Source organism: Staphylococcus piscifermentans, from assembly GCF_900186985.1.
Taxonomy (GTDB): Bacteria; Bacillota; Bacilli; order Staphylococcales; family Staphylococcaceae; genus Staphylococcus; species Staphylococcus piscifermentans.
On record NZ_LT906447.1, the window covers coordinates 1,398,405 to 1,419,523 of the forward strand.

A 21,119-nucleotide genomic window follows, 5' to 3' on the forward strand; every position below is an offset into this window, starting at 1 on the left:
CTTATCGACACTCTCATGTAGAATGGTAGATGTATCAGCCTACTAAAGTAGAAGGAGTGTGCAAGAAAATGAACAATTACGATAAAACAATGCGCTTTAATCTTGAAGATGTTCCTAAAGAAAATGTTAAATCAGTGCTGACTAACGTGTATAATACCTTGAATGAACGTGGTTACGATCCAGTCAACCAAATTGTCGGTTATCTCTTATCAGGTGACCCTGCCTATATTCCGCGTCATAATGAAGCAAGAAACCAAATCAGAAGAATTGACCGTGATGAAATCATGGAAGAACTTGTTTCAAATTACTTGAATGCGTCTAAAGATAAATAGTATATGCTCACACATAAAATTATCGGTTTAGATGTTGGCAGTAAAACAGTCGGCGTTGCTGTCAGTGATTTAATGGGTTGGACCGCTCAAGGCTTAGATACACTCCGAATCAATGAAGAAGAAAATGAATTAGGTATTTCAAAGTTAACAGAAATCATAAAAAAAGAAGACGCGGATACTGTTGTAATAGGATTACCGAAGAATATGAATAATTCTATTGGATTTAGAGGCGAAGCTTCGTTAAAATACAAGGAAGCACTCCAAAATGCATTACCAGATATCAAAATTGTAATGTGGGATGAGCGCTTAAGTACGATGGCAGCAGAAAGATCGTTACTAGAAGCGGATGTTTCTAGAAACAAACGTAAGAAAGTAATTGATAAAATGGCTGCTGTGTTTATATTGCAAGGTTATTTAGACTCATTACAATAAACCATGAAAAGGAGCATTATTTATGTCTGAAAATAATAAAAACCAAGATGCAGAATTAAAAGTGAATAACGATGAGGAACTTTTAACTTTATACGATGAAGATGGTAACGAAGTTTTATATCGTAAAGTGCTAGAGTTCTATCATCCTGAATTTGACAAAGAATATGTCATTTTAGCTGAAGAAGGCGAAACATCTGATGACGACGATATGATTGAATTGATTCCGATGATTAATGTTCCTGATGAAGAAGGCGATGGCGGTAAATTCTTACCTGTCGATTCTGAGGAAGAATGGGATATGATTGAAGAAGTAGTCAATACTGAAATGGAATAATTGAGGTTAATTGAGGCGGAGCCAGGTGCTCCGTCTTTTCTTTTTTACACACAAGAACATTTGTTCTCCCCCTCGTAAATTCGGCACTTTGAGATATATAAATGAGAATTATAGGCTGTTATTCCTCTGAAAAGATAATTTTACAATAATTTAAAGTCGGTACTTAATTTTACATCTTTTTTGTGGTAAAATATGTAAAGTTAAATTATAAGAAAAGTTTATGAAGTTGGTTACATCTTTAAATCAGTCAGCGTGGCTGATTTATTTTTGTTAATTTTTCGATGAAGGAAGCGTATTATGGATAAAAATGAAAATTACTTGATTAATTTATCGCAAAAACACTCACATGAGTTAGAGGCCTTAAGACCTTACGCTGAAGAAAATAATGTTCCGATTATCCATCCTTTGTCGTTGGATATGATTAAACAATTGATAAGAATTCATCAATCACGACATATTTTAGAGATTGGAACAGCTATCGGTTATAGCGCTATGCATTTTGCTTCAGTCAATGAAGACATTAATGTATGGACAATTGAACGTGATGAAACAATGCAGAAAGCTGCTAAAGAAAATTTAGCGAATTATACCTATGGTTCGCAAGTTCATCTCATTGAAGGAGATGCAAGGGAAACTTTTGAGGCAGTTGAGGATTTATCTTTTGATATGATCTTTATTGATGCGGCCAAAGCACAATCGCAGAAATTTTTTGAACTCTATACGCCACTATTGAGAAAAGGCGGTTTGGTGATTGTAGATAATATTCTCTACCATGATTTTGTAGCAGATATAGAAGTGGTACGCAGTCGTAACGTTAAGCAGATGGTGAAGAAAATTCAAAAGTTTAATACCTGGTTAAATGATCATCCAGACTATGAAACTAACTTTTTAGATATAGAAGATGGTTTAGCCATCGCGATTAAAGGAGAGTCAAAATGACAGAACTACTTGTGACACCTAAATCAGTTGAGCATATTGAAGTGTTGATTGAAAAAGGTGCAGATGCTTTTGTAATCGGAGAACAAAAATTCGGTTTGCGTTTAGCGGGAGAGTTTGATCGAGAAGCCATGCGTGAAGCGGTACAACTCATTCATAGCCATGGTAAAAAAGCCTATGCAGCTGTAAATGGTATTTTTCATAATTATCATTTGAATGCTTTAGAAGATTATATTCAATTTCTGCATGAAATCAAAGTTGATCGTATTATTTTCGGTGATCCAGCAGTAGTCATGTATGTTAAAGCGCAAGCACAGCCTATTCCTTTGAATTGGGATGCAGAGACGATTGTTACAAATTATTTCCAATGTAATTATTGGGGCAAACGCGGCGCTAAACGTGCGGTACTTGCGCGTGAGCTGAGCTTGGAAGAAATCTTGAATATTAAAGCACATGCTGAGGTAGAAATAGAAGTACAAGTGCATGGGATGACTTGTATGTTCCAATCGAAACGTATGTTGCTCGGTAATTACTATACTTTCCAAGATCGTCAAATGAAAATTCAACGTCAAGATTCAGGGAAAGATTTATTGTTATATGATGAAGAACGTGAAAATCAATATCCAGTATTTGAAGATTATAATGGGACACATATTATGTCGCCAAACGATATATGTTTGATTGAAGAATTAGATCCATTGTTGGAAGCGGGAATCGATAGTTTGAAAATAGATGGTGTGTTGCACACTGAAGAATATATTAATGTATGTACAGAACAATACAGAGAAGCTATCGACTTATACCAAGAAGATCCTGAAGCATATGAAGATGAAAAATTCATGCTAGTGGACCCGATTGAAGAAATCCAACCTGAACATCGACCGTTTGATGAAGGATTCTTATTCAAACACACAGTTTATTAAGGAGGCTATCTCTTGATTACACAAGCAAAAAAAGATGAGTCAAAATCAAAAAGCCAAATGAAGAAACCTGAATTGCTGGCACCTGCCGGCAACTTAGAAAAATTAAAAATTGCAGTACATTATGGAGCGGATGCGGTCTTCTTAGGCGGACAAGAATACGGATTACGTTCTAATGCTGATAACTTTACAATGGAAGAAATCAAAGAAGGCGTAGAATTCGCTGATAAATATGGTGCGAAAATTTACGTAACGACTAACATTATTGCACATGATGAAAATATGGACGGTTTGGAAGATTACTTGAAGAGCCTTGAAGCTACAGGTGCTACAGGTATTATTGTTGCAGATCCATTAATCATTGAAACATGTAAAGCAGTGGCGCCAAAGTTAGAAATACATCTCTCAACACAACAATCTCTCAGCAACTATAAAGCAATAGAATATTGGAAAGAAGAGGGATTAGACCGTGTAGTGCTAGCTCGTGAAACGGGTGCAATGGAAATGAAGGAAATGAAAGAAAAGGTAGATATTGAAATTGAAGCCTTTATACATGGTGCAATGTGTATTGCTTATTCTGGTCGTTGTACTCTCAGTAATCATATGACGGCACGTGACTCCAACAGAGGCGGATGTTGCCAAAGTTGCCGTTGGGATTATGATTTATTAGAAGTAGATGAAGACGGAGAATTGGATTTATTATATAAAGACGGACATGTTACTCCTTTTGCAATGAGTCCGAAAGACTTGAAATTAATTGAATCGATTCCCGATATGATGGATTTAGGGATTGATTCTTTAAAAATTGAAGGTCGTATGAAATCTATTCACTATATTGCAACTGTGGTTTCGGTTTATCGTAAAGTTATCGATGCCTACGCTGCAGACCCTGAAAATTTCAAAATTAAACCTGAGTGGTTAATTGAGCTCGATAAGTGCGCCAATAGAGATACAGCTTCTTCATTCTTTGAAGGCACACCAGGTTACCAACAACAGATGTTCGGCAATGAATCGAATAAAAAATCACCTTATGATTTTTGCGGCTTAGTATTAGACTATGATGAAACAACACACATTGCGACTATTCAACAACGCAATCACTTCAAACCAGGGCAAGAAGTAGAATTCTTCGGGCCTGAAATAGATGGATTCAAACAAATCGTTGAAACAATTTATGATGAAGAAGGCAACGAATTAGATGCTGCGCGTCATCCACTTCAAATTGTTCAATTCAAAGTTGATCATCCTATTTATCCTAACAACATGATGCGAAAGGAAGTATAATCATGAATCCAACAACGATTATCGGTATCGCAGGCGGGTCAGGTTCAGGTAAAACATCTGTTACCAATGAAATATTGCACAATTTAGAAGGTCATAGTGTTGCATTAATTGCTCAAGACTACTATTATAAGGACCAATCCCATTTAACTTTTGAAGAACGCTTGAAAACAAACTATGATCATCCGTTTGCTTTCGATAATGATTTATTAATTCAAAATTTAATGGATTTACGCAATGGGCATTCTGTAGAAGTACCGACATATGATTATGTTAATCATACAAGAAGTTCTGAAACCATTGCATTTCAACCTAAAGATGTTATTATCGTAGAAGGAATATTTGCACTAGAAAACAAAACTTTAAGAGATTTAATGGATGTAAAGATTTATGTCGACACAGATGCTGATTTACGTATCCTAAGACGCTTGATGCGTGATACGAAAGAACGCGGACGTTCTATGGAGTCGGTAATCGAACAATATCTTACTGTTGTACGACCGATGCATAATCAATTTATCGAACCTACAAAACGCTATGCAGATATTATTATTCCTGAGGGCGGCAGTAATAAAGTGGCTATCGACATAATGACAACTAAAATCCAATCATTGATTAACAATCAACTGTAACTTTTGAGTAAAGGAAGATGCTAATATGGAAAACCAAAAACAATATCCAATGACACAAGAAGGCTTTGAGAAGTTAGAACAAGAATTAGAAGAATTAAAGACTGTAAAACGTCCAGAAGTCGTAGAAAAAATTAAAGTTGCACGTTCTTTCGGCGACTTGTCTGAGAACTCAGAGTACGATGCTGCGAAAGATGAACAAGGATTTATTGAACAAGATATTCAACGTATTGAACATATGATCAGAAATGCGTTGATTATTGAAGATACTGGTGACAATAATGTCGTACAAATCGGTAAAACTGTAACCTTCATAGAAATTCCTGACGGCGACGAAGAAGTTTATCAAATCGTTGGTTCAGCTGAAGCGGATGCTTTCAACGGAAAAATTTCAAACGAATCACCAATTGCACAAAGCTTAATTGGCAAACATTTAGATGACGAAGTACGTGTACCGCTTCCAAATGGTGCTGAAATGAAAGTCAAAATCACAAATATTCAATCACAATAAGGTATAATTCTTTCTGAAATGTAACGAAGGACTAAAATTGAATGTGCATTATAAAGTTGACGTTACTTTATTTGAGATAAAGGCTGTATGAGATGTTCGGCTGTTTCCACTCAAAATAAAGCGTCAACTTTTTTTGTGCGATGAAAAATAGATGTAAATCAACAAGATTGACTTCAGTCGTTGCAAGTTCAAAATTATGATAAAATAAGCGTGATAGTAATCAGAAAGGGGAAAGAGTAATGATAGGTATTATTGGCGCTATGGAAGAAGAAATACAAATATTAAAAGAAAAAATAACGGGCCTTGAAGAAATCTCAATTGCACATGTTAAATTTTATAGAGGCCAAATTGATAATAAAGAAGTCGTGTTGACTTTAAGTGGAATCGGCAAAGTGAATGCTGCAATGTCGACAACGTTATTAATTAACACATTTTCTCCTGATGTAATTCTAAACACAGGTTCAGCAGGTGCATTAGATCATTCTTTAGAAATCGGTGATGTATTAATTAGTACTGAAGCTACGTATCATGATGCTGATGCAACAGCATTCGGGTATGAATTAGGTCAAATTCCGAATATGCCGATTGCATATGCTGCAGATGATGATTTAACAACACTAGCACAATCTGTGGTTGAACAACAAGAATTGAATGGAAAACTCGGTTTAATAGTCAGCGGAGATAGTTTCATCGGCGAAGTCAGCCAAAGAAAAGTAATCAAAGAAAATTTCCCTGATGCTATGGCAGTCGAAATGGAAGCCGCAGCAATTGCGCAAACTTGTTATCAATTTAAAGTGCCTTTCATTATTACTAGAGCTGTATCGGATTTAGCGAATGGAGAAGCAAATATTACATTTGATGAATTTATAGGAGAGGCAGCACAATCTTCTAGCAACATTGTTTTAGAAATGTTGAAATCTTTATAAGGATAAGGTGAAATCAGTAATGGGAATTTTAAGCAGACTTTGTATGCCGAATGCGTACGTTCAAAGTATTCATCAAATTGATTTTGATGCATTAGCAAAATCTGGCATTCGAGGTGTCATTACAGATTTGGATAACACGTTAGTAGGTTGGGATGAAGCAGATCCTACGCCTGCTGTTATTCATTGGTTCAATAAATTGAATGATTTAAATATCAAGGTTACTGTCGTTTCAAATAACCACCAAAAACGTGTTGCTAATTTTTGTACACCGTTAAATGTTGATTATATATTTGAAGCCAGAAAACCAATGGGAAAATCGTTTAAACGTGCATGTGAACATATGAGTTTAAAGCCGGAAGAAACAGTTGTCATCGGTGATCAAATGATGACGGATGTAATTGGGGGCAATCGACGCGGTATGTATACCATAATGGTTGTTCCAGTTAAAAAAACAGATGGTTTTATGACAAAATGCAATCGTTTGATAGAACGCAGACTGTTACACAGATATAAAAGAAAAGGCTATATTAAATGGGAGGAAAATTGATTGACTGAAACCCTAAAATGTATCGGTTGCGGAGCACCGCTGCAGTCAGAAGATCCAAAAAAACCAGGTTATGTGCCTGCACATAGCTTGCATAAAGAGGACGTTATCTGCCAACGTTGTTTTCGATTGAAAAATTACAATGAAGTACAAGATGTCGGTATGGACAGTGAAGACTTCTTAGATTTATTAAATAACTTAGCAGATAAAAAAGGCCTTGTCGTCAATGTAGTAGATATATTTGATTTCGAAGGTTCTTTTATACACGCTTTAAAACGTATCGTCGGAAATAAAAAGGTCGTACTTGCGGCAAACAAGATTGATTTATTGCCAAAACAAATTAATAAACGCCGTGTTAAAGAATGGTTGAAAAAGACAGCTAAGAAATATGGTTTGGAACCGGAAGCGGTGATCTTAATTTCAGCCAATAAAGGATACGGCATTGACGAATTGTTAGAAGCTATTGATACGTATCGTAACAATGATGATGTATATATTGTAGGGACAACTAATGTCGGCAAATCTACTTTAATTAACAAACTTATAGAACAAAGTGTAGGAGAGAAAGATGTAGTGACGACTTCTCGATTCCCTGGAACGACGTTAGATATGATAGATATCCCTCTAGACGATAATACATTTATGTTCGATACACCAGGTATCATTCAAGAACATCAAATGACACATTATGTTACTGAAAAAGAATTAAAGCAGATTATGCCCAATAAAGAAATTAAACAACGCGTTTATCAGTTGAATGAGGGTCAAACTTTATTCTTCGGAGGACTAGCACGAATTGATTACGTCTCTGGAGGAAAAAGACCTCTAGTATGCTACTTTTCCAATAATTTGATGATACATCGTACTAAAACGGAAAAAGCAGATGTGTTATGGAAAACGCAACTTGGTTCTCTTTTAACACCGCCAAATGACCCAGAACATTTTGATTTGAAAGATGTCAAAGCGGTGCGTTTAGAAACAGGTAAAGAAAAACGCGATGTGATGATTTCTGGTCTCGGTTTTATTACGATAGGCCCAGGTGCTAAAGTAGTGGTTCATGTACCTAAATCTGTTGATGTAGTACTAAGAAATTCAATCATGTAGGTGAAGAAAATGAAATATGCAGTAATCGGTCATCCAATTCAACATTCATTATCTCCTGTAATGCATAATGCAAACTTTAAGGCATTAGATTTTGAAGCAACGTATGAAGCATTGGATATACCGCCTAAACACTTTCATTTGATTAAAGAAATTATGACCGAAAAAGAAATAGACGGATTTAATATTACGATACCGCATAAAGAACGTATTATTCCTTATTTAGACGAAATAGATACGCATGCACAAACGATTGGTGCAATTAATACGGTTAAAATCGTAAATGGCAAATGGATTGGATATAATACTGATGGAATCGGTTATGTTAAAGGATTAAATCGTGTCTATCCTAATTTAAAAGACGCATGTATCTTGCTGCTGGGTGCAGGAGGAGCGAGCAAGGGTTTGGCTGCAGCTTTAAATCAAGTGGTAGAACAGCAACTAACTGTGGCAAACCGCACGATGTCGCGCTTCGATTCTTGGGATTTAAGTGTCAATACTATGTCGTTGAAAGAAGCAGAAACGCATCTCAATACATTCGATGTCGTAATTAATACGACGCCAGCTGGAATGAGCGATAATCAAGATGTTGTGATAAGTTTAGACCAACTTGCTCCAAATACGTTAGTGAGCGATATTGTATACGTTCCAGCTAAAACACCTATTTTGAAATTGGCTGAAGCTAAAGGTAATCCGATTTATAATGGATTGGATATGTTCGTCAACCAAGGTGCGGAAAGTTTTAAAATATGGACAGGCCAAACAGCGGATATAAATGTGATGAAAGAGACAGTTCTAGAACACTTAAAAAGGAGAGATTAAATGTTAACAGGAAAGCAAAAGAGATTTTTAAGAAGTAAAGCACATCATGTAACGCCAACTTTTCAAATTGGAAAGTCGGGAATTAATGAAAACATGATTGAGCAGTTAAATGAAATATTAGAGAATCGTGAATTGATTAAGATTCATATTCTGCAAAATAATATGGATGATAAAAAAGAATTGGCTGAAGCGGTAAGTAAAGCAACTGATAGTGAATTAGTACAGATCATCGGTTCTATGATTGTATTATATAAAGAATCTGATGAAAATAAACAAATAGAATTGCCATAATATGACACATTCTATCGTTTTATATGGAGGTCAATTCAATCCTATCCATACGGCTCATGCTGTTGTAGCCAGCGAGGTATATCATACGTTGCGTCCAGATCGTTTCTTATTTTTACCAAGTTATATGTCGCCTTTAAAAACGCATGATTCTCAATTGAATACTCAACATCGTATTAATATGTTGGAACTTGCTGCATCAGACTTAGGATTTGGGGAAATCTGTTTGGCAGAAATTGATCGTAAAGGTGAAAGCTATACGTTCGATACGATACGCGCGTTAAAAGATGAATGGGGAGATGCCGTAATCTATTTCGTCATCGGCACAGATCAATACGATCAGTTGGATAAATGGTATCAAATAGACGCATTGAAAGAACTCGTGACATTTGTAGTGGTCAATAGAGGTAAAGAAAAACAAGAGGTGGAAGCGGGAATGTTGGAGGTCCAAATTCCCCGGATAGATATCAGTTCTTCGATGATCAGAGCACGCATCAAGCATCAACAACCCATTGAAGTTTTAGTTCCTAAACAAGTTGAAGCCTATATCAAGAGGGAGCGATTATATGAAGACTAAAAAAGCAATAAAGCTGATAGAAGATAAGTTGCCAGAAAAGCGTTATAAACATTCATTGCGCGTTGCAGAAACAGCAAAGAAATTAGCTGAAATTCATGACGGCGACGTGAAAAAAGCAGAACTTGCAGGCATCTTGCATGATTATTCCAAATATGATGATTTAGGAACGATGTATCAAATTGTACGTAAATATAATTTAGATAGTGATTTATTGAGTTATGGTTCGGAAATTTTACATGGCCCAGTTTGTGCCGTTATGATGAAAGAGAAGTATGACATTGAAGACGAAGAAGTACTGCTGGCTATTCAATATCATACGATGGGTCGTGCTCATATGACGAAGACCGAAAAAATTGTTTTTATAGCTGATTATATTGAACCTAAAAGAACGATTCCTGGTGTGGAAGAAATACGAGAAATGGCTTTCAAACCAGGTAACTTAGATAAGACGATTTATGAAATATCTAAGCGTACTGTATTATTCTTAATAGGTAATGATATTAGTGTATATAAAGCAACAATTGATTGTTTAAATTACTATAATTTCAGTGATGAAAGAATAGAGGATGATTAAATGCAAAAAACAGAAATTTTAAATATGGCTGTGCAAGCTGTTGAAAGTAAAAGAGCAGAAGAAGTAATCTCTTTAGATTTAGAAGGCATCAATGATATGGCGGATTATTTTGTAATTTGTCATGGTAATAACGAACGTCAAGTACAGGCGATTGCGAGGGCGGTTAAAGAAGCGGCTGATAAAGCAGGTATTGATATTTCAGTATTTGAAGGCCTGAATGAAGCAAGATGGGTATTGCTTGATTTATCAGGTGTAATTGTACACATTTTCCATAAAGACGAACGTAGTTACTATAACATTGAAAAGCTCTATAGAGATGCTCCGATGCAAACCTATGAGGAAGCCTATTAAAGATGGAACAATATCATGAATTCAGTCAATATTATGATGAACTCACTTTAGATCAACCCTATGATGCTTGGTTGGATATCGTAAAATCTATAGTAAGAAATAAAGTATCGATATTAGATATTGGCTGTGGTACAGGGAGTTTGACTCATCAATTAACTCAATTAGGATCAGTTACAGGGATGGACTTAAGTCCTGATATGTTAGCCATAGCTTCACAAAAATCCAATGAAGTCAGATGGATAGAAGGAGATATGTCTCAATTCGATTTAGGTCAAACCTTCGATGTTATTACTATCTTTTGTGACTCATTAAATTATTTAGATAATTTAGAGGCTGTAAATGATACTTTCAGACAAGTTTATAACCACCTGAAAGATGATGGTATCTTCATTTTTGATGTGCATACTATTTATAAAATGCAGACACTGTTCAACAATCAAAGTTATATTGATGAAACAGAGCATGTTTTTCTTGGCTGGGATGCTGTAGCTGGAGATGAACCTAACAGTGTATGGCATTATATGACCTTTTTTGAAAATCAAAATGATGGTCGATATCATCGTTTTGATGAAGAACACTATCAACAAACATATTCTGAAGAAGAATATAAAGAAATGTTGCATGCTGCAGGTTTTAAGCATATCAAAACATTTTATGACTTTGATCAAAATAACCACAATCCCGAGAGTAATAGATTATTCTTTGTTGTAAAAAAATAAAGTAAATTCACTCCTTTTAACGTTTATATAGTAAAGGAGTGAATTTTTATGTTAGAAAAGTTGAAGTATTATCTAGAGCATTACAAACAGTACCGTTATATAGCAGCAGGGTTAGTAGTTTTGGTTATTGCACTGTTATTCTTTATACAACCTAAACAACCTGAAAATGAAGTGCAAGAGAAACAAGGTACTGAGTGGAATCATAAAGATAATTTAAAAAATAATGACAATGACAATAAAATGCAATCTAATAAAAAGGATATACAAAACGCTCAAAATACTAAATCGAAGAAAGTAATGGTAGATGTGAAGGGAGCAGTAAAGCATCCGAACGTCTATGAAATGTCGGATACTCAACGTATTAAAGATGTTGTCTTGAAAGCTGTTCCGACTGATAAAGCAGATTTAAATCAAATTAATCTTTCGGAAAAGCTAGTAGACCAAAAACTGATTTACATACCCGAAAAAGGAAAAAACGCTTCTAATAATTTGGCAACAGTTAGTAGTGGGGCTCCTGATAATAGTTCAGCAACTCAACAAAAGGTAAATCTTAATACAGCGAAAGAAACTGAATTGACTACAGTGACAGGGGTAGGACCTTCCAAGGCCAAAGCTATTATCGAATTCAGAGAAAGCAAGGGAAGCTTTGATAAAGTTGAACAACTTAAAGAAGTAAAGGGAATTGGAGAAAAGTCTTTCGAGAAATTAAAAGATTATTTTACAATTTAGAGACTTCGATATGAAATAACGAAAAAATGTAATAAGATAGAGTTATTCTGAATTTACTATAGGGGGCACAGAAATGGACAGAATTAAATGGGAAGAATACTTCATGGCTCAAAGTCACCTATTATCCTTAAGATCAACATGCACGAGGTTATCTGTAGGCGCAACTATAGTTAAAGATAACCGTATTATAGCAGGAGGCTACAATGGCTCTGTAGCTGGCGAAGTACATTGTATAGATGAAGGATGTTTGATGGAAGATAACCACTGCATCAGAACTATACACGCTGAAATGAACGCTTTATTGCAATGTGCTAAGCAAGGTGTATCGACAGAAGGAGCCACGATATACGTTACTCACTTTCCATGCCTAAACTGTACTAAATCAATTATACAAGCAGGCATCAAGAGAATTTACTATGCACAAGACTATCACAATCATGAATATGCAATCCAACTGCTGGAACAATCTGGAATTGAATATAAAAAGATACCATTCGATGCGAGACAGGTAGCAGAATATTTAACAAAGAAGTGATAACTATTTGATATATATCGCATTAGCAATTTTAGATGGCATCTTGATAATTTATAATAAGCCGCTAGCTATTTTGCTCGCAGGCTTATTATTATTAATTTTAACTAGAAAAAAGCCTTCGCTTTTACTAACGATATTTATATTATGTCAACCTATAATAAGTAATATTTGGTTTTCTGACTACAAAAATCAAGTAAACAAAGAAAATAATCGGTTTAAGGATATTAAAAACCTTAATGAATTTGTTGATTTAACTGATTTTCGAGTGAAAAATAATAAGTATGTAGCAGGTAATCTTAAATTCAAAGGACATAATCTTAAATTTTTTTATTTTCCAAACAAAAAGCAAGCTTTAACGGATTTCGAGCATTTGCCAAGATATTCAAAGTGTTTCGTTAATGGTAAGTTGAAAATAGACGAGTCTTTTTCTGATCAGCCGACAGTTATTCTTAAAAATATTAATCTCTCAACTTGCAAAGTTGATAAATCAAAAAATATTTCCCAAATCATTGCTAGGCATAAGCAATACTCTTTAAAGAGACTGCAGCAATATTCTTCACACTGGCAAAATACTTTTGCTTTGGTAACAGGGGATGTAAGCTACATTGATGCAGAAACACTTGATATTGAGAAAGAGCTCGGTATCTATCATTTACTTGCTGTGAGTAGTTCACACGTTGCGGTTATAGCAGGTATCTTTTATTTTGCTTTAAATAGATTCAACGTTCCCAAAGCATTTACACAATGTTTGATTATTATTGCCTTATTTTTATTTGCTTATTACACAAATTTTGCTCCAAGCGCTTTAAGAGCTATATTGTGTTTATCATTTGTTATGATTCTGCCGAAAAAATTCTATGGCTCGCTCCTTGATATTCTTTCGCTTGTATTTCTGATGTTATGTATCGTTTCTCCTGGTATTATATTTGATATTGGTTTTCAATTTTCTTTTTTAATCACACTATTTATTCTATTATCTACTCCACTTATTAAAACTTTAAACAAAGTTCAATCTGCAATAGCAATCACTTTTATAGCTCAAATTTCTTCTTTTATCATCAGCGCTTACTATTTTAATCAAATCCAATGGATTGGATTCTTTTCAAACTTTTTATTTATACCTTATTATTCATTTATTCTTTTCCCTTTAGCAATCTTTACCTATATCTATATACAATTCTTCAATTCTTCTAACTATCTTAATAATCTTATTAATTTTTTCTATACATTACACGATCAATATTTCATTAAAATATTTTCTCACTTTAATCAATATCGTTGGTTTATTGGTGAATTAAATCAATATCATGTTGTTTTAGTTGTAGCTTGGATGATAGCAACCATCACAACATTAACCAAAAGGCGATTCAAAAGTTCTTTTATTTTATTTATTATTGGCAGCTTGCTTTTTACTAGTATTACAACCAAACCTCACACAAGATTTACTGCGTTAAATGTTGGGCAAGGCGATTCATTTCTATTTGAAACTAATCATGGTCATCGAGTATTAATTGATACAGGAGGTAAGGCAGACCAACAAGAAAGTTTGTTTAAATTTGGACAAAAGAAAACAGACAACTCAAATTCTATAAGCAAATATCATATTATGCCAACACTAAAAAAACGAGGAATCAGCAAATTAGATTATATTATTATCACCCATCCTCATGCTGATCATATTGGAGAATTAGAGTATTTATTACATCATATAAAAGTACGACGAGGCTTAATTATTAATTTCGCGAGTTATCCTCAAGATACTTTAAACACAATAAAAACTAGCTGCAACAATCATGGCATTAAGTTGTTAAATGCTTTAGTAATTGATCAAATCGCTATTGATGAAAGCAAAATACAATTCTTAGAAGCTTTTCACAACGGGAATAAAGATTTAAATGAACACTCAATTATGGCCATCATCAAGACACCTCGTTACAATATTCTCACTACTGGCGATGCTACTATAAACAACGAAGCAAAACTTTTAGATAAATATTCACTTCCCAAAATTGATATCTTAAAAGTAGGGCACCATGGCAGCAAAACGAGTTCAAGCAAAAGTTTTATTGAAAAAGTTCAACCTACCTATAGCGTAATATCTAGCGGTAAAAATAATGTTTATAAGCTTCCTAATAAAGAAGTGATAGAGCGGTTAAAAAGTGTGAATTCAAAAACTTATAATACACAAATTAATGGTGAAATTACTTTTGATTTAGACAAAGATATAAAAGTAATAACCGAACAATAATCAATCATGGTAGGAATCATTTGTAAGTGATATACTTTTACAGTATGTAATTTGCTGAGAGGTGCTATTTGTGAACGAAAATATTATAACAATTTATGGGGAAGTACCTGAATTAATAGAAAAAAAAACAAAAGAAATAGCTGACAACTACTTACAAGAACCCAAAGATGATTTTAATTATGTTAGTTTTAATTTAGCAGAAACAGAAATCACTACTTGCATTGAAGAAATTCTGACGCTACCATTTTTATCTGATAAAAAAGTAGTAGTTATAAAAAATGCATATTTATTCACTGGAGAAAAAGGTCCTAAAGATATCAATCAAAACATCGATCAGTTATTAGAATTTATTCAAAAGTATGATGGCTCTACTTTAGTGATTTTTGAAGTTTACCATTCTAAGTTAGATGAACGAAAAAAATTAGTTAAAACACTAAAAAAAGAAACGAAACTTATCAAAATTGAACAGATGACCGAAGATGAGATGAAGAATTGGATAAAAAATGAGTTAAATCAACAATATAAAGATATTAAACAAGACGCTTTGAATTTATTCATTGAATTGACAGGGATCAATTTTAATTTGATAAAGCAAGAATTAGAAAAAATCATTTTATTTATAGGTGAAAGACCCACAATCACTAAACAAGATGTGGAAACCATTGTAAATAGAAGTTTAGAACAAAATGTATTTTTACTGACAGATTATATTCAAAAGGGACAAAAAGAGGAAGCTGTTAATTTAGTCAATGACTTGATTATTATGAAAGAAGAACCCATTAAATTACTCGCTTTAATAACCAGTAATTTCAGACTCTATTATCAATGTAAGATTTTAGGCAAAAAAGGTTATAGCCAACAACAAATTGCTAAAACGGTAGGAGCACATCCTTTCCGAGTTAAATTAGCGCTCAGAACATCACGTCAATATCAACTCAATCAGTTAATGCAAATTATAAATGCTTGCGCAGAGACTGATTATAAATTGAAATCTTCTTATATGGATAAACAGTTGATTCTTGAGCTCTTTATTTTATCTATTTGAGCATAAAAAAAGTTCAAGCAAATGCTTGAACTTTTTCATTATTTGTCTGCGCTCATTAATTGTGATTTAATGCGGTCAGCTTTGTTATCGTGGATTAAGTTAGCTTGAGCTGCTTTGTCTACTTTCTTAACAGCAACACGTACTAATTCTTGTTTGTTATCAGCGTTTTCAGCGATAGCTGCTTTCGCATGTTTCACGGCTGAACGCATATCATTTTTTTGTGAAATATTTCTAGCTTCAGCTGTTTCATTTGTTCTTACACGTTTAATAGCAGATTTAATATTTGGCATTGAATGTCACCTCCTAAAAGTGATCTATGCTCATCAAATAAATATTTGATTACAACAAGAAATATTTTATCAAATGTACTATTAAACTGCAATCATTTATTTTGGCTATGGGTTTCAAGATAGTCTGTTTTAAAGTAAAATAGAGAGTAATAGTAGCTAGTATACTCGAAATAGATAAGTTGCATTAAATACGTAAACACGTTATTATATCAAAGATATCATACATAACGGTCTATTGAATATTACGAAAGTGAGTAGATAGAATGAATAATGAAGAGCGTTTAGAACGTCAAAAAAATATACGAAATTTTTCTATCATTGCACATATCGACCACGGGAAGTCGACATTGGCAGATAGAATACTTGAAAATACAAAAAGTGTTGAAACAAGAGATATGCAAGCTCAATTGCTAGACTCAATGGATTTAGAACGTGAGAGAGGCATTACAATTAAATTAAATGCAGTGAAATTAAAGTATGACGCCAAAAATGGTGAGTCATATATTTTTCATTTAATAGACACACCAGGACACGTCGATTTTTCATATGAAGTATCTAGATCATTAGCAGCATGTGAGGGGGCAATTCTCGTTGTCGATGCTGCCCAAGGTATTGAGGCACAAACATTAGCAAACGTTTATCTTGCTTTGGATAACGACTTAGAATTACTCCCTGTAGTCAATAAAATAGATTTGCCGGCTGCTGAACCAGAGCGTGTTAAACAAGAGTTAGAAGATGTTATCGGGTTAGATCAAGACGATGTTGTACTGGCAAGTGCAAAGTCTAATATAGGCATAGATGAAATATTAGAAAAGATTGTAGAAACCATTCCTGCACCTGATGGGGACCCTGCTGCTCTACTCAAGGCCCTTATCTTTGATTCTGAGTATGACCCTTACAGAGGTGTTATTTCTTCAATCAGAATTATGGATGGGGTAGTGAAAGCTGGTGATAAGATTAAAATGATGGCTAGCGGAAAAGAATTTGAAGTTAACGAAGTAGGAATTAATACACCAAAACAACTACCGGTTGAAGAATTGACTGTTGGAGATGTAGGTTATATTACTGCTAGTATTAAGAATGTCGATGATTCTCGTGTCGGCGATACTATTACTCATGCCGATAGACCTGCAGAACAACCACTGAAGGGTTATAAAAAAATGAATCCTATGGTTTTTTGTGGTTTATTCCCTATAGATAATAAAAATTACAACGATTTAAGAGAAGCTCTAGAAAAGTTACAATTGAACGACGCTTCACTAGAATTTGAACCTGAAACTTCTCAAGCATTAGGCTTTGGTTTCCGTACTGGCTTCTTAGGTATGCTCCATATGGAAATTATTCAAGAGCGTATTGAAAGAGAGTTCGGAATTGAACTAATCGCTACTGCACCTTCAGTTATCTATGAATGTATACTAAAAAATGGCAACAAAGTAGTTGTGGATAATCCATCACAAATGCCAGAAAGAGATCAAATTGAAAAGATATATGAACCATACGTTCGTGCCACAATTATGGTTCCTAATGATTATGTAGGTGCTGTAATGGAACTTTGTCAACGTAAACGTGGACAGTTCGTTAATATGGATTACCTAGATGATATACGTGTGAATATTATTTATGATATTCCTTTATCTGAAGTCGTTTTCGACTTTTTCGACCAAATTAAATCGAATACAAAAGGATATGCTTCCTTTGATTATGAATTGACAGGTTACAAAGAAAGTGATCTTGTTAAAATGGATATTCTTCTAAATGGAGATAAAGTTGATGCTTTAAGCTTTATTGTACATAAAGAATTTGCATATGAAAGAGGCAAAGCATTAGTAGAACGTCTAAAAACACTTATTCCTCGTCAGCAATTCGAAGTACCTGTCCAAGCTGCAGTAGGTCAAAAGATTGTAGCTAGAACTAATATCAAATCAATGGGTAAAAATGTATTATCTAAATGTTATGGCGGAGATATCAGCCGTAAACGTAAGTTGTTGGAAAAACAAAAAGCTGGTAAAGCTAAAATGAAAGCTGTAGGAAACGTTGAAATTCCTCAAGATGCTTTCTTAGCCGTATTAAAAATGGATGAAGATTAATAATAAGGTTGGGGCGAGTAACATGTCCCAGCTTTTTATTTTGAAAACTCTTCATTGAAGGAGAGAAGAAATATGGAAACTAAAAGTGCTTATATTCATATTCCATTTTGCGTAAGAATATGTACATATTGCGATTTTAATAAGTACTTTATTCATAACCAACCTGTCGATGAATATCTGGATTGTTTAATTAAAGAATTTCATCAACCGATAAAGAAAGAATTGAATACAATGTTTGTAGGCGGGGGCACGCCAACCGCTCTAAGCACTCCACAATTAGAAAAATTATTACAAGGTATTGCAGATAATTTTGACATTCGAGATGAATACACATTTGAAGCTAACCCAGATGAACTCACAGATGAAAAAATTCGTTTGCTTAAAGATTATGGAGTTAACCGCCTATCAATGGGAGTACAAACTTTTGATGATTCACTATTAAAGGTTCTTGGCAGGACTCATAAAACAGAAGATATTTACCAAGCAGTCAACTTGGCAAATAAATTTAATATTAATTCCATCAGTCTTGATTTAATGTATCATTTACCGAATCAAACCTTAAATCAATTTGAAGAAAGTTTAGATATTGCACTTTCCATGGATATCAATCATATTTCAAGTTACGGATTAATTCTTGAACCTAAAACACAATTTTATAATTTATATCGTAAGGGCAAGCTAAAGTTACCCAATGAAGATTTAGGAGAAGATATGTATGAATTATTATTAGATAAAATTCATGCATCGAATCTTCATCAATACGAAATTTCAAATTTCAGTCAACAAGGACATGAATCCGAGCATAATAAAGTATATTGGAAAAATGAATACTATTATGGATTTGGTGCTGGTGCTAGCGGCTATACAAATGGTGTGAGATATACCAATGTAAACCCAGTTAACCACTATATTAAAAAAATCCAAAATAATGAAACTCCTATCCTTCAACAGACAGAACCAAATATCAAAGAGCAAATGGAAGAACAAATGTTTCTAGGTCTTAGAATGAACCAAGGTGTCTCTAAGGATTTATTTGCACATAGATTTGGCAAAAAGATTGAAGATATTTATCCAAATGAATTACTAGAATTAAGTAAAAATAATTTAATCAAAAATGAAAGAGATTTCGTGAAATTGACTGAACGTGGAAAAGTTATTGGAAATGAAGTTTTTGAAGCCTTTTTGATTGATTAAAATGTATTGAAATAATCAAGGCTTTAACGTTGACTTACTTTGACCAATTTGATAAATTATAATTAGCACTTGAAAGAAGAGAGTGCTAATGAGGTGGAAACATGATTACCGATAGACAACTGAGCATCTTGAATGCTATTGTTGAAGATTATGTTGATTATGGTCTGCCGATTGGTTCAAAAACAATTATCGATAGACATAACGTAGATGTGAGCCCTGCAACTATTCGAAATGAGATGAAATATCTCGAAAATGAAGGATTAGTTGAAAAAGCACATGCTTCTTCAGGTAGATTCCCATCTATCAAAGGTTTCAGATATTATGTTGATCAATTATTAGAGAATAATTACTCTCGCAAACCTAATAATCAACGTTTAAATGATCTTTTAGCTGAAAATAATTATAATTTGTCCAATGCTTTAAGTGCATATGCAAATGAATTGTCTATGACAACTAATTATACTACGTTAATTATGAAACCGAATCAAACTAAAGATTTGATTACCGATGTTCATTTATTTAACACAGTTGCTAACTTAGTTATAATGGTAATTGTGTTTGAATCAGGAGATGTAGAACACCTGCAATTAGCAGTCCCAGAAAAAATTTCTAAACATCGTTTAATTCAAATTGCTAATTACATTAAAGATAATTTTAACGATGAATCAGGAAGTAAAATTTCAAAAATGGCATTTGAACATTCAAGAGATTCAGTAACTGTACTTCAATTAATAGACTTATTGAATCAGCGTTTAAAGGATTCAACATCGGATATTTATTTAGGTGGCAAATCTAATTTAATCGACATGTTGAATGAACAGAATGTTAGTTCCATACAACAAATTCTTCAATATTTAGAGTCCAATAAGATATTGAAATTATTTGAAGATGATTATCACTCTGGTATCGATGTAAAGATCGGTCAGGAAATTGATAATAATTTAGAGAATATTTCTATCGTTCTCAGTGATTATCATATTGAAAATCACTTAACCGGACATATAGCAGTTATTGGACCAACTGCTATGCGTTATCAAAATGTTATTCAATTACTCTATAAAATTTAGTAATGAAGTCGTATTGGAGGACAGAAAATGACAGAAAAAGATCAATCAGTTAATAATGAAGAAGTTGCTGAAAACCAAGAGAATACAGCTAAAGACTCGAATACTGATGAACAAAATGAAACTGTAAATCAAGAAGAAGTTCTTGAGGAACAAAAAACTTCTGAAAATGACAGCAAAGATGAAGAAATTCAACAATTGAAAGAAGAAGTTAATAATCAAGAAGAAAAATATCTACGTCTTTATGCAGAATTTGAAAACTATAAAAGACGTATTCAAAATGAAAACCAAACTTTGAAAACTTATCAAGCTCAAAGCGTGCTTACTGATATTTTACCAACAATTGATAATATCGAACGTGCGTTACAAATCGAAGGCGACGATGAATCATTTAAATCTCTACAAAAAGGGGTACAAATGGTATATGAAAGCTTGCTAAGAGCTCTAAACGAAAATGGTTTAGAAGAAATTGAAGCTGTTGGGCAACAATTTGATCCTAACTTCCATCAAGCTGTAATGCAAGATAACGATGAATCATTCGAATCAAATGCTGTTACTCAAGAGTTGCAAAAAGGTTACAAATTGAAAGATCGTGTCTTACGACCTTCAATGGTAAAAGTAAATCAATAATATATTACTGACTAACTATA

Annotated in this window: 26 protein-coding genes; 25 read left to right on the top strand and 1 reads right to left on the bottom strand. The window is 33.7% G+C overall.

What is annotated here, in order from left to right:
- Nucleotides 1–68 precede the first annotated feature (68 nt).
- The 21 genes from CKV71_RS06475 to holA all read left to right on the top strand — a co-directional run bounded on the left by CKV71_RS06475 (nucleotide 69) and on the right by holA (nucleotide 15,834).
- Nucleotides 69–332: an IreB family regulatory phosphoprotein gene (locus CKV71_RS06475; protein WP_095104915.1), complete on the top strand. Its 264-nt coding sequence runs from the start codon at nucleotides 69–71 to the stop codon at nucleotides 330–332.
- Between the two features lie 3 nt (nucleotides 333–335).
- Nucleotides 336–764, top strand: coding sequence for a Holliday junction resolvase RuvX (ruvX, locus tag CKV71_RS06480; protein WP_095104917.1), 429 nt, complete (start codon nucleotides 336–338; stop codon nucleotides 762–764).
- A gap of 22 nt (nucleotides 765–786) precedes the next feature.
- The gene (locus CKV71_RS06485; protein WP_095104919.1) at nucleotides 787–1,098 is read left to right on the top strand and encodes a DUF1292 domain-containing protein; all 312 of its coding nucleotides are present in this window, start codon (nucleotides 787–789) and stop codon (nucleotides 1,096–1,098) included.
- A 297-nt stretch (nucleotides 1,099–1,395) separates the two neighbouring features.
- Complete coding sequence (locus CKV71_RS06490; protein ID WP_095104921.1) at nucleotides 1,396–2,037, top strand: O-methyltransferase; 642 nt, start codon at nucleotides 1,396–1,398, stop codon at nucleotides 2,035–2,037.
- A complete protein-coding gene (locus tag CKV71_RS06495; RefSeq protein ID WP_095104923.1) occupies nucleotides 2,034–2,957 on the top strand; it encodes a peptidase U32 family protein in 924 nt (307 codons plus the stop codon). The genes CKV71_RS06490 and CKV71_RS06495 overlap by 4 nt, the downstream gene beginning before the upstream one ends.
- A gap of 57 nt (nucleotides 2,958–3,014) precedes the next feature.
- Complete coding sequence (locus CKV71_RS06500; RefSeq protein ID WP_095107264.1) at nucleotides 3,015–4,238, top strand: peptidase U32 family protein; 1,224 nt, start codon at nucleotides 3,015–3,017, stop codon at nucleotides 4,236–4,238.
- Between the two features lie 2 nt (nucleotides 4,239–4,240).
- A complete protein-coding gene (gene udk / locus CKV71_RS06505) occupies nucleotides 4,241–4,867 on the top strand; it encodes a uridine kinase (protein ID WP_095104924.1) in 627 nt (208 codons plus the stop codon).
- A 25-nt stretch (nucleotides 4,868–4,892) separates the two neighbouring features.
- Nucleotides 4,893–5,375: a transcription elongation factor GreA gene (greA, locus tag CKV71_RS06510; protein WP_047131814.1), complete on the top strand. Its 483-nt coding sequence runs from the start codon at nucleotides 4,893–4,895 to the stop codon at nucleotides 5,373–5,375.
- Between the two features lie 239 nt (nucleotides 5,376–5,614).
- Nucleotides 5,615–6,301: a 5'-methylthioadenosine/adenosylhomocysteine nucleosidase gene (locus CKV71_RS06515; RefSeq protein ID WP_095104926.1), complete on the top strand. Its 687-nt coding sequence runs from the start codon at nucleotides 5,615–5,617 to the stop codon at nucleotides 6,299–6,301.
- 19 nt (nucleotides 6,302–6,320) lie between these two features.
- Nucleotides 6,321–6,848, top strand: a complete 528-nt coding sequence (locus CKV71_RS06520; protein WP_095104928.1) for a YqeG family HAD IIIA-type phosphatase — start codon at nucleotides 6,321–6,323, stop codon at nucleotides 6,846–6,848.
- A complete protein-coding gene (yqeH, locus tag CKV71_RS06525) occupies nucleotides 6,849–7,949 on the top strand; it encodes a ribosome biogenesis GTPase YqeH (RefSeq protein WP_095104930.1) in 1,101 nt (366 codons plus the stop codon).
- A gap of 9 nt (nucleotides 7,950–7,958) precedes the next feature.
- The gene (gene aroE, locus CKV71_RS06530; RefSeq protein WP_095104932.1) at nucleotides 7,959–8,768 is read left to right on the top strand and encodes a shikimate dehydrogenase; all 810 of its coding nucleotides are present in this window, start codon (nucleotides 7,959–7,961) and stop codon (nucleotides 8,766–8,768) included.
- Nucleotides 8,769–9,059, top strand: coding sequence for a ribosome assembly RNA-binding protein YhbY (yhbY, locus tag CKV71_RS06535; RefSeq protein ID WP_095104934.1), 291 nt, complete (start codon nucleotides 8,769–8,771; stop codon nucleotides 9,057–9,059).
- 1 nt (nucleotide 9,060) lies between these two features.
- A complete protein-coding gene (gene nadD / locus CKV71_RS06540) occupies nucleotides 9,061–9,633 on the top strand; it encodes a nicotinate (nicotinamide) nucleotide adenylyltransferase (RefSeq protein WP_095104936.1) in 573 nt (190 codons plus the stop codon).
- Nucleotides 9,623–10,207 (top strand): bis(5'-nucleosyl)-tetraphosphatase (symmetrical) YqeK, encoded by a 585-nt coding sequence (gene yqeK / locus CKV71_RS06545; RefSeq protein ID WP_095104938.1) that lies wholly within the window; start codon nucleotides 9,623–9,625, stop codon nucleotides 10,205–10,207. The genes nadD and yqeK overlap by 11 nt, the downstream gene beginning before the upstream one ends.
- A complete protein-coding gene (gene rsfS / locus CKV71_RS06550; protein WP_095104940.1) occupies nucleotides 10,208–10,558 on the top strand; it encodes a ribosome silencing factor in 351 nt (116 codons plus the stop codon). It begins immediately after the preceding gene.
- 2 nt (nucleotides 10,559–10,560) lie between these two features.
- On the top strand, nucleotides 10,561–11,277 hold the full coding sequence (locus CKV71_RS06555) for a class I SAM-dependent DNA methyltransferase (RefSeq protein WP_095104942.1): 717 nt from the start codon (nucleotides 10,561–10,563) through the stop codon (nucleotides 11,275–11,277).
- 48 nt (nucleotides 11,278–11,325) lie between these two features.
- On the top strand, nucleotides 11,326–12,006 hold the full coding sequence (locus CKV71_RS06560; protein WP_095104944.1) for a helix-hairpin-helix domain-containing protein: 681 nt from the start codon (nucleotides 11,326–11,328) through the stop codon (nucleotides 12,004–12,006).
- A 73-nt stretch (nucleotides 12,007–12,079) separates the two neighbouring features.
- The gene (locus CKV71_RS06565; RefSeq protein WP_047131805.1) at nucleotides 12,080–12,541 is read left to right on the top strand and encodes a ComE operon protein 2; all 462 of its coding nucleotides are present in this window, start codon (nucleotides 12,080–12,082) and stop codon (nucleotides 12,539–12,541) included.
- A gap of 7 nt (nucleotides 12,542–12,548) precedes the next feature.
- The gene (locus CKV71_RS06570; protein WP_095104946.1) at nucleotides 12,549–14,789 is read left to right on the top strand and encodes a DNA internalization-related competence protein ComEC/Rec2; all 2,241 of its coding nucleotides are present in this window, start codon (nucleotides 12,549–12,551) and stop codon (nucleotides 14,787–14,789) included.
- A 70-nt stretch (nucleotides 14,790–14,859) separates the two neighbouring features.
- Nucleotides 14,860–15,834, top strand: a complete 975-nt coding sequence (holA, locus tag CKV71_RS06575) for a DNA polymerase III subunit delta (RefSeq protein ID WP_095104948.1) — start codon at nucleotides 14,860–14,862, stop codon at nucleotides 15,832–15,834.
- A 38-nt stretch (nucleotides 15,835–15,872) separates the two neighbouring features.
- Here the strand turns inward: holA and rpsT are convergent, their stop codons facing one another.
- On the bottom strand, nucleotides 15,873–16,124 hold the full coding sequence (gene rpsT, locus CKV71_RS06580; RefSeq protein ID WP_095104950.1) for a 30S ribosomal protein S20: 252 nt from the start codon (nucleotides 16,122–16,124) through the stop codon (nucleotides 15,873–15,875).
- A gap of 263 nt (nucleotides 16,125–16,387) precedes the next feature.
- On the opposite strand from rpsT, the gene lepA reads away from it, so the two are divergent.
- From lepA to grpE, 4 genes are all read left to right on the top strand, one after another.
- Nucleotides 16,388–18,211 carry a translation elongation factor 4 gene (gene lepA / locus CKV71_RS06585; protein ID WP_095104952.1) on the top strand — a complete coding sequence of 608 codons (1,824 nt, stop codon included), beginning with the start codon at nucleotides 16,388–16,390 and terminating at the stop codon, nucleotides 18,209–18,211.
- Nucleotides 18,212–18,283: 72 nt separating this feature from the next.
- A complete protein-coding gene (gene hemW / locus CKV71_RS06590; RefSeq protein ID WP_095104954.1) occupies nucleotides 18,284–19,405 on the top strand; it encodes a radical SAM family heme chaperone HemW in 1,122 nt (373 codons plus the stop codon).
- Nucleotides 19,406–19,506: 101 nt separating this feature from the next.
- Nucleotides 19,507–20,472: a heat-inducible transcriptional repressor HrcA gene (gene hrcA, locus CKV71_RS06595; protein WP_095104956.1), complete on the top strand. Its 966-nt coding sequence runs from the start codon at nucleotides 19,507–19,509 to the stop codon at nucleotides 20,470–20,472.
- A gap of 27 nt (nucleotides 20,473–20,499) precedes the next feature.
- On the top strand, nucleotides 20,500–21,099 hold the full coding sequence (grpE, locus tag CKV71_RS06600) for a nucleotide exchange factor GrpE (RefSeq protein ID WP_095104958.1): 600 nt from the start codon (nucleotides 20,500–20,502) through the stop codon (nucleotides 21,097–21,099).
- Nucleotides 21,100–21,119 lie beyond the last annotated feature (20 nt).

Excerpts from the sequence above, each read along its gene's own strand:
- CKV71_RS06475 (WP_095104915.1), top strand. The coding sequence starts at position 69 with ATGAACAATTACGATAAAACAATGCGCTTTAATCTTGAAGATGTTCCT.
- grpE (WP_095104958.1), top strand. The coding sequence starts at position 20,500 with ATGACAGAAAAAGATCAATCAGTTAATAATGAAGAAGTTGCTGAAAAC.
- yhbY (WP_095104934.1), top strand. The coding sequence starts at position 8,769 with ATGTTAACAGGAAAGCAAAAGAGATTTTTAAGAAGTAAAGCACATCAT.
- CKV71_RS06560 (WP_095104944.1), top strand. The coding sequence starts at position 11,326 with ATGTTAGAAAAGTTGAAGTATTATCTAGAGCATTACAAACAGTACCGT.
- CKV71_RS06565 (WP_047131805.1), top strand. The coding sequence starts at position 12,080 with ATGGACAGAATTAAATGGGAAGAATACTTCATGGCTCAAAGTCACCTA.
- CKV71_RS06515 (WP_095104926.1), top strand. The coding sequence starts at position 5,615 with ATGATAGGTATTATTGGCGCTATGGAAGAAGAAATACAAATATTAAAA.
- ruvX (WP_095104917.1), top strand. The coding sequence starts at position 336 with ATGCTCACACATAAAATTATCGGTTTAGATGTTGGCAGTAAAACAGTC.
- greA (WP_047131814.1), top strand. The coding sequence starts at position 4,893 with ATGGAAAACCAAAAACAATATCCAATGACACAAGAAGGCTTTGAGAAG.
- lepA (WP_095104952.1), top strand. The coding sequence starts at position 16,388 with ATGAATAATGAAGAGCGTTTAGAACGTCAAAAAAATATACGAAATTTT.
- rpsT (WP_095104950.1), bottom strand. The coding sequence starts at position 16,124 with ATGCCAAATATTAAATCTGCTATTAAACGTGTAAGAACAAATGAAACA.
- yqeK (WP_095104938.1), top strand. The coding sequence starts at position 9,623 with ATGAAGACTAAAAAAGCAATAAAGCTGATAGAAGATAAGTTGCCAGAA.
- udk (WP_095104924.1), top strand. The coding sequence starts at position 4,241 with ATGAATCCAACAACGATTATCGGTATCGCAGGCGGGTCAGGTTCAGGT.
- CKV71_RS06490 (WP_095104921.1), top strand. The coding sequence starts at position 1,396 with ATGGATAAAAATGAAAATTACTTGATTAATTTATCGCAAAAACACTCA.
- CKV71_RS06485 (WP_095104919.1), top strand. The coding sequence starts at position 787 with ATGTCTGAAAATAATAAAAACCAAGATGCAGAATTAAAAGTGAATAAC.
- hrcA (WP_095104956.1), top strand. The coding sequence starts at position 19,507 with ATGATTACCGATAGACAACTGAGCATCTTGAATGCTATTGTTGAAGAT.
- rsfS (WP_095104940.1), top strand. The coding sequence starts at position 10,208 with ATGCAAAAAACAGAAATTTTAAATATGGCTGTGCAAGCTGTTGAAAGT.
- CKV71_RS06495 (WP_095104923.1), top strand. The coding sequence starts at position 2,034 with ATGACAGAACTACTTGTGACACCTAAATCAGTTGAGCATATTGAAGTG.
- aroE (WP_095104932.1), top strand. The coding sequence starts at position 7,959 with ATGAAATATGCAGTAATCGGTCATCCAATTCAACATTCATTATCTCCT.
- CKV71_RS06500 (WP_095107264.1), top strand. The coding sequence starts at position 3,015 with ATGAAGAAACCTGAATTGCTGGCACCTGCCGGCAACTTAGAAAAATTA.
- CKV71_RS06520 (WP_095104928.1), top strand. The coding sequence starts at position 6,321 with ATGGGAATTTTAAGCAGACTTTGTATGCCGAATGCGTACGTTCAAAGT.
- CKV71_RS06555 (WP_095104942.1), top strand. The coding sequence starts at position 10,561 with ATGGAACAATATCATGAATTCAGTCAATATTATGATGAACTCACTTTA.
- hemW (WP_095104954.1), top strand. The coding sequence starts at position 18,284 with ATGGAAACTAAAAGTGCTTATATTCATATTCCATTTTGCGTAAGAATA.
- nadD (WP_095104936.1), top strand. The coding sequence starts at position 9,061 with ATGACACATTCTATCGTTTTATATGGAGGTCAATTCAATCCTATCCAT.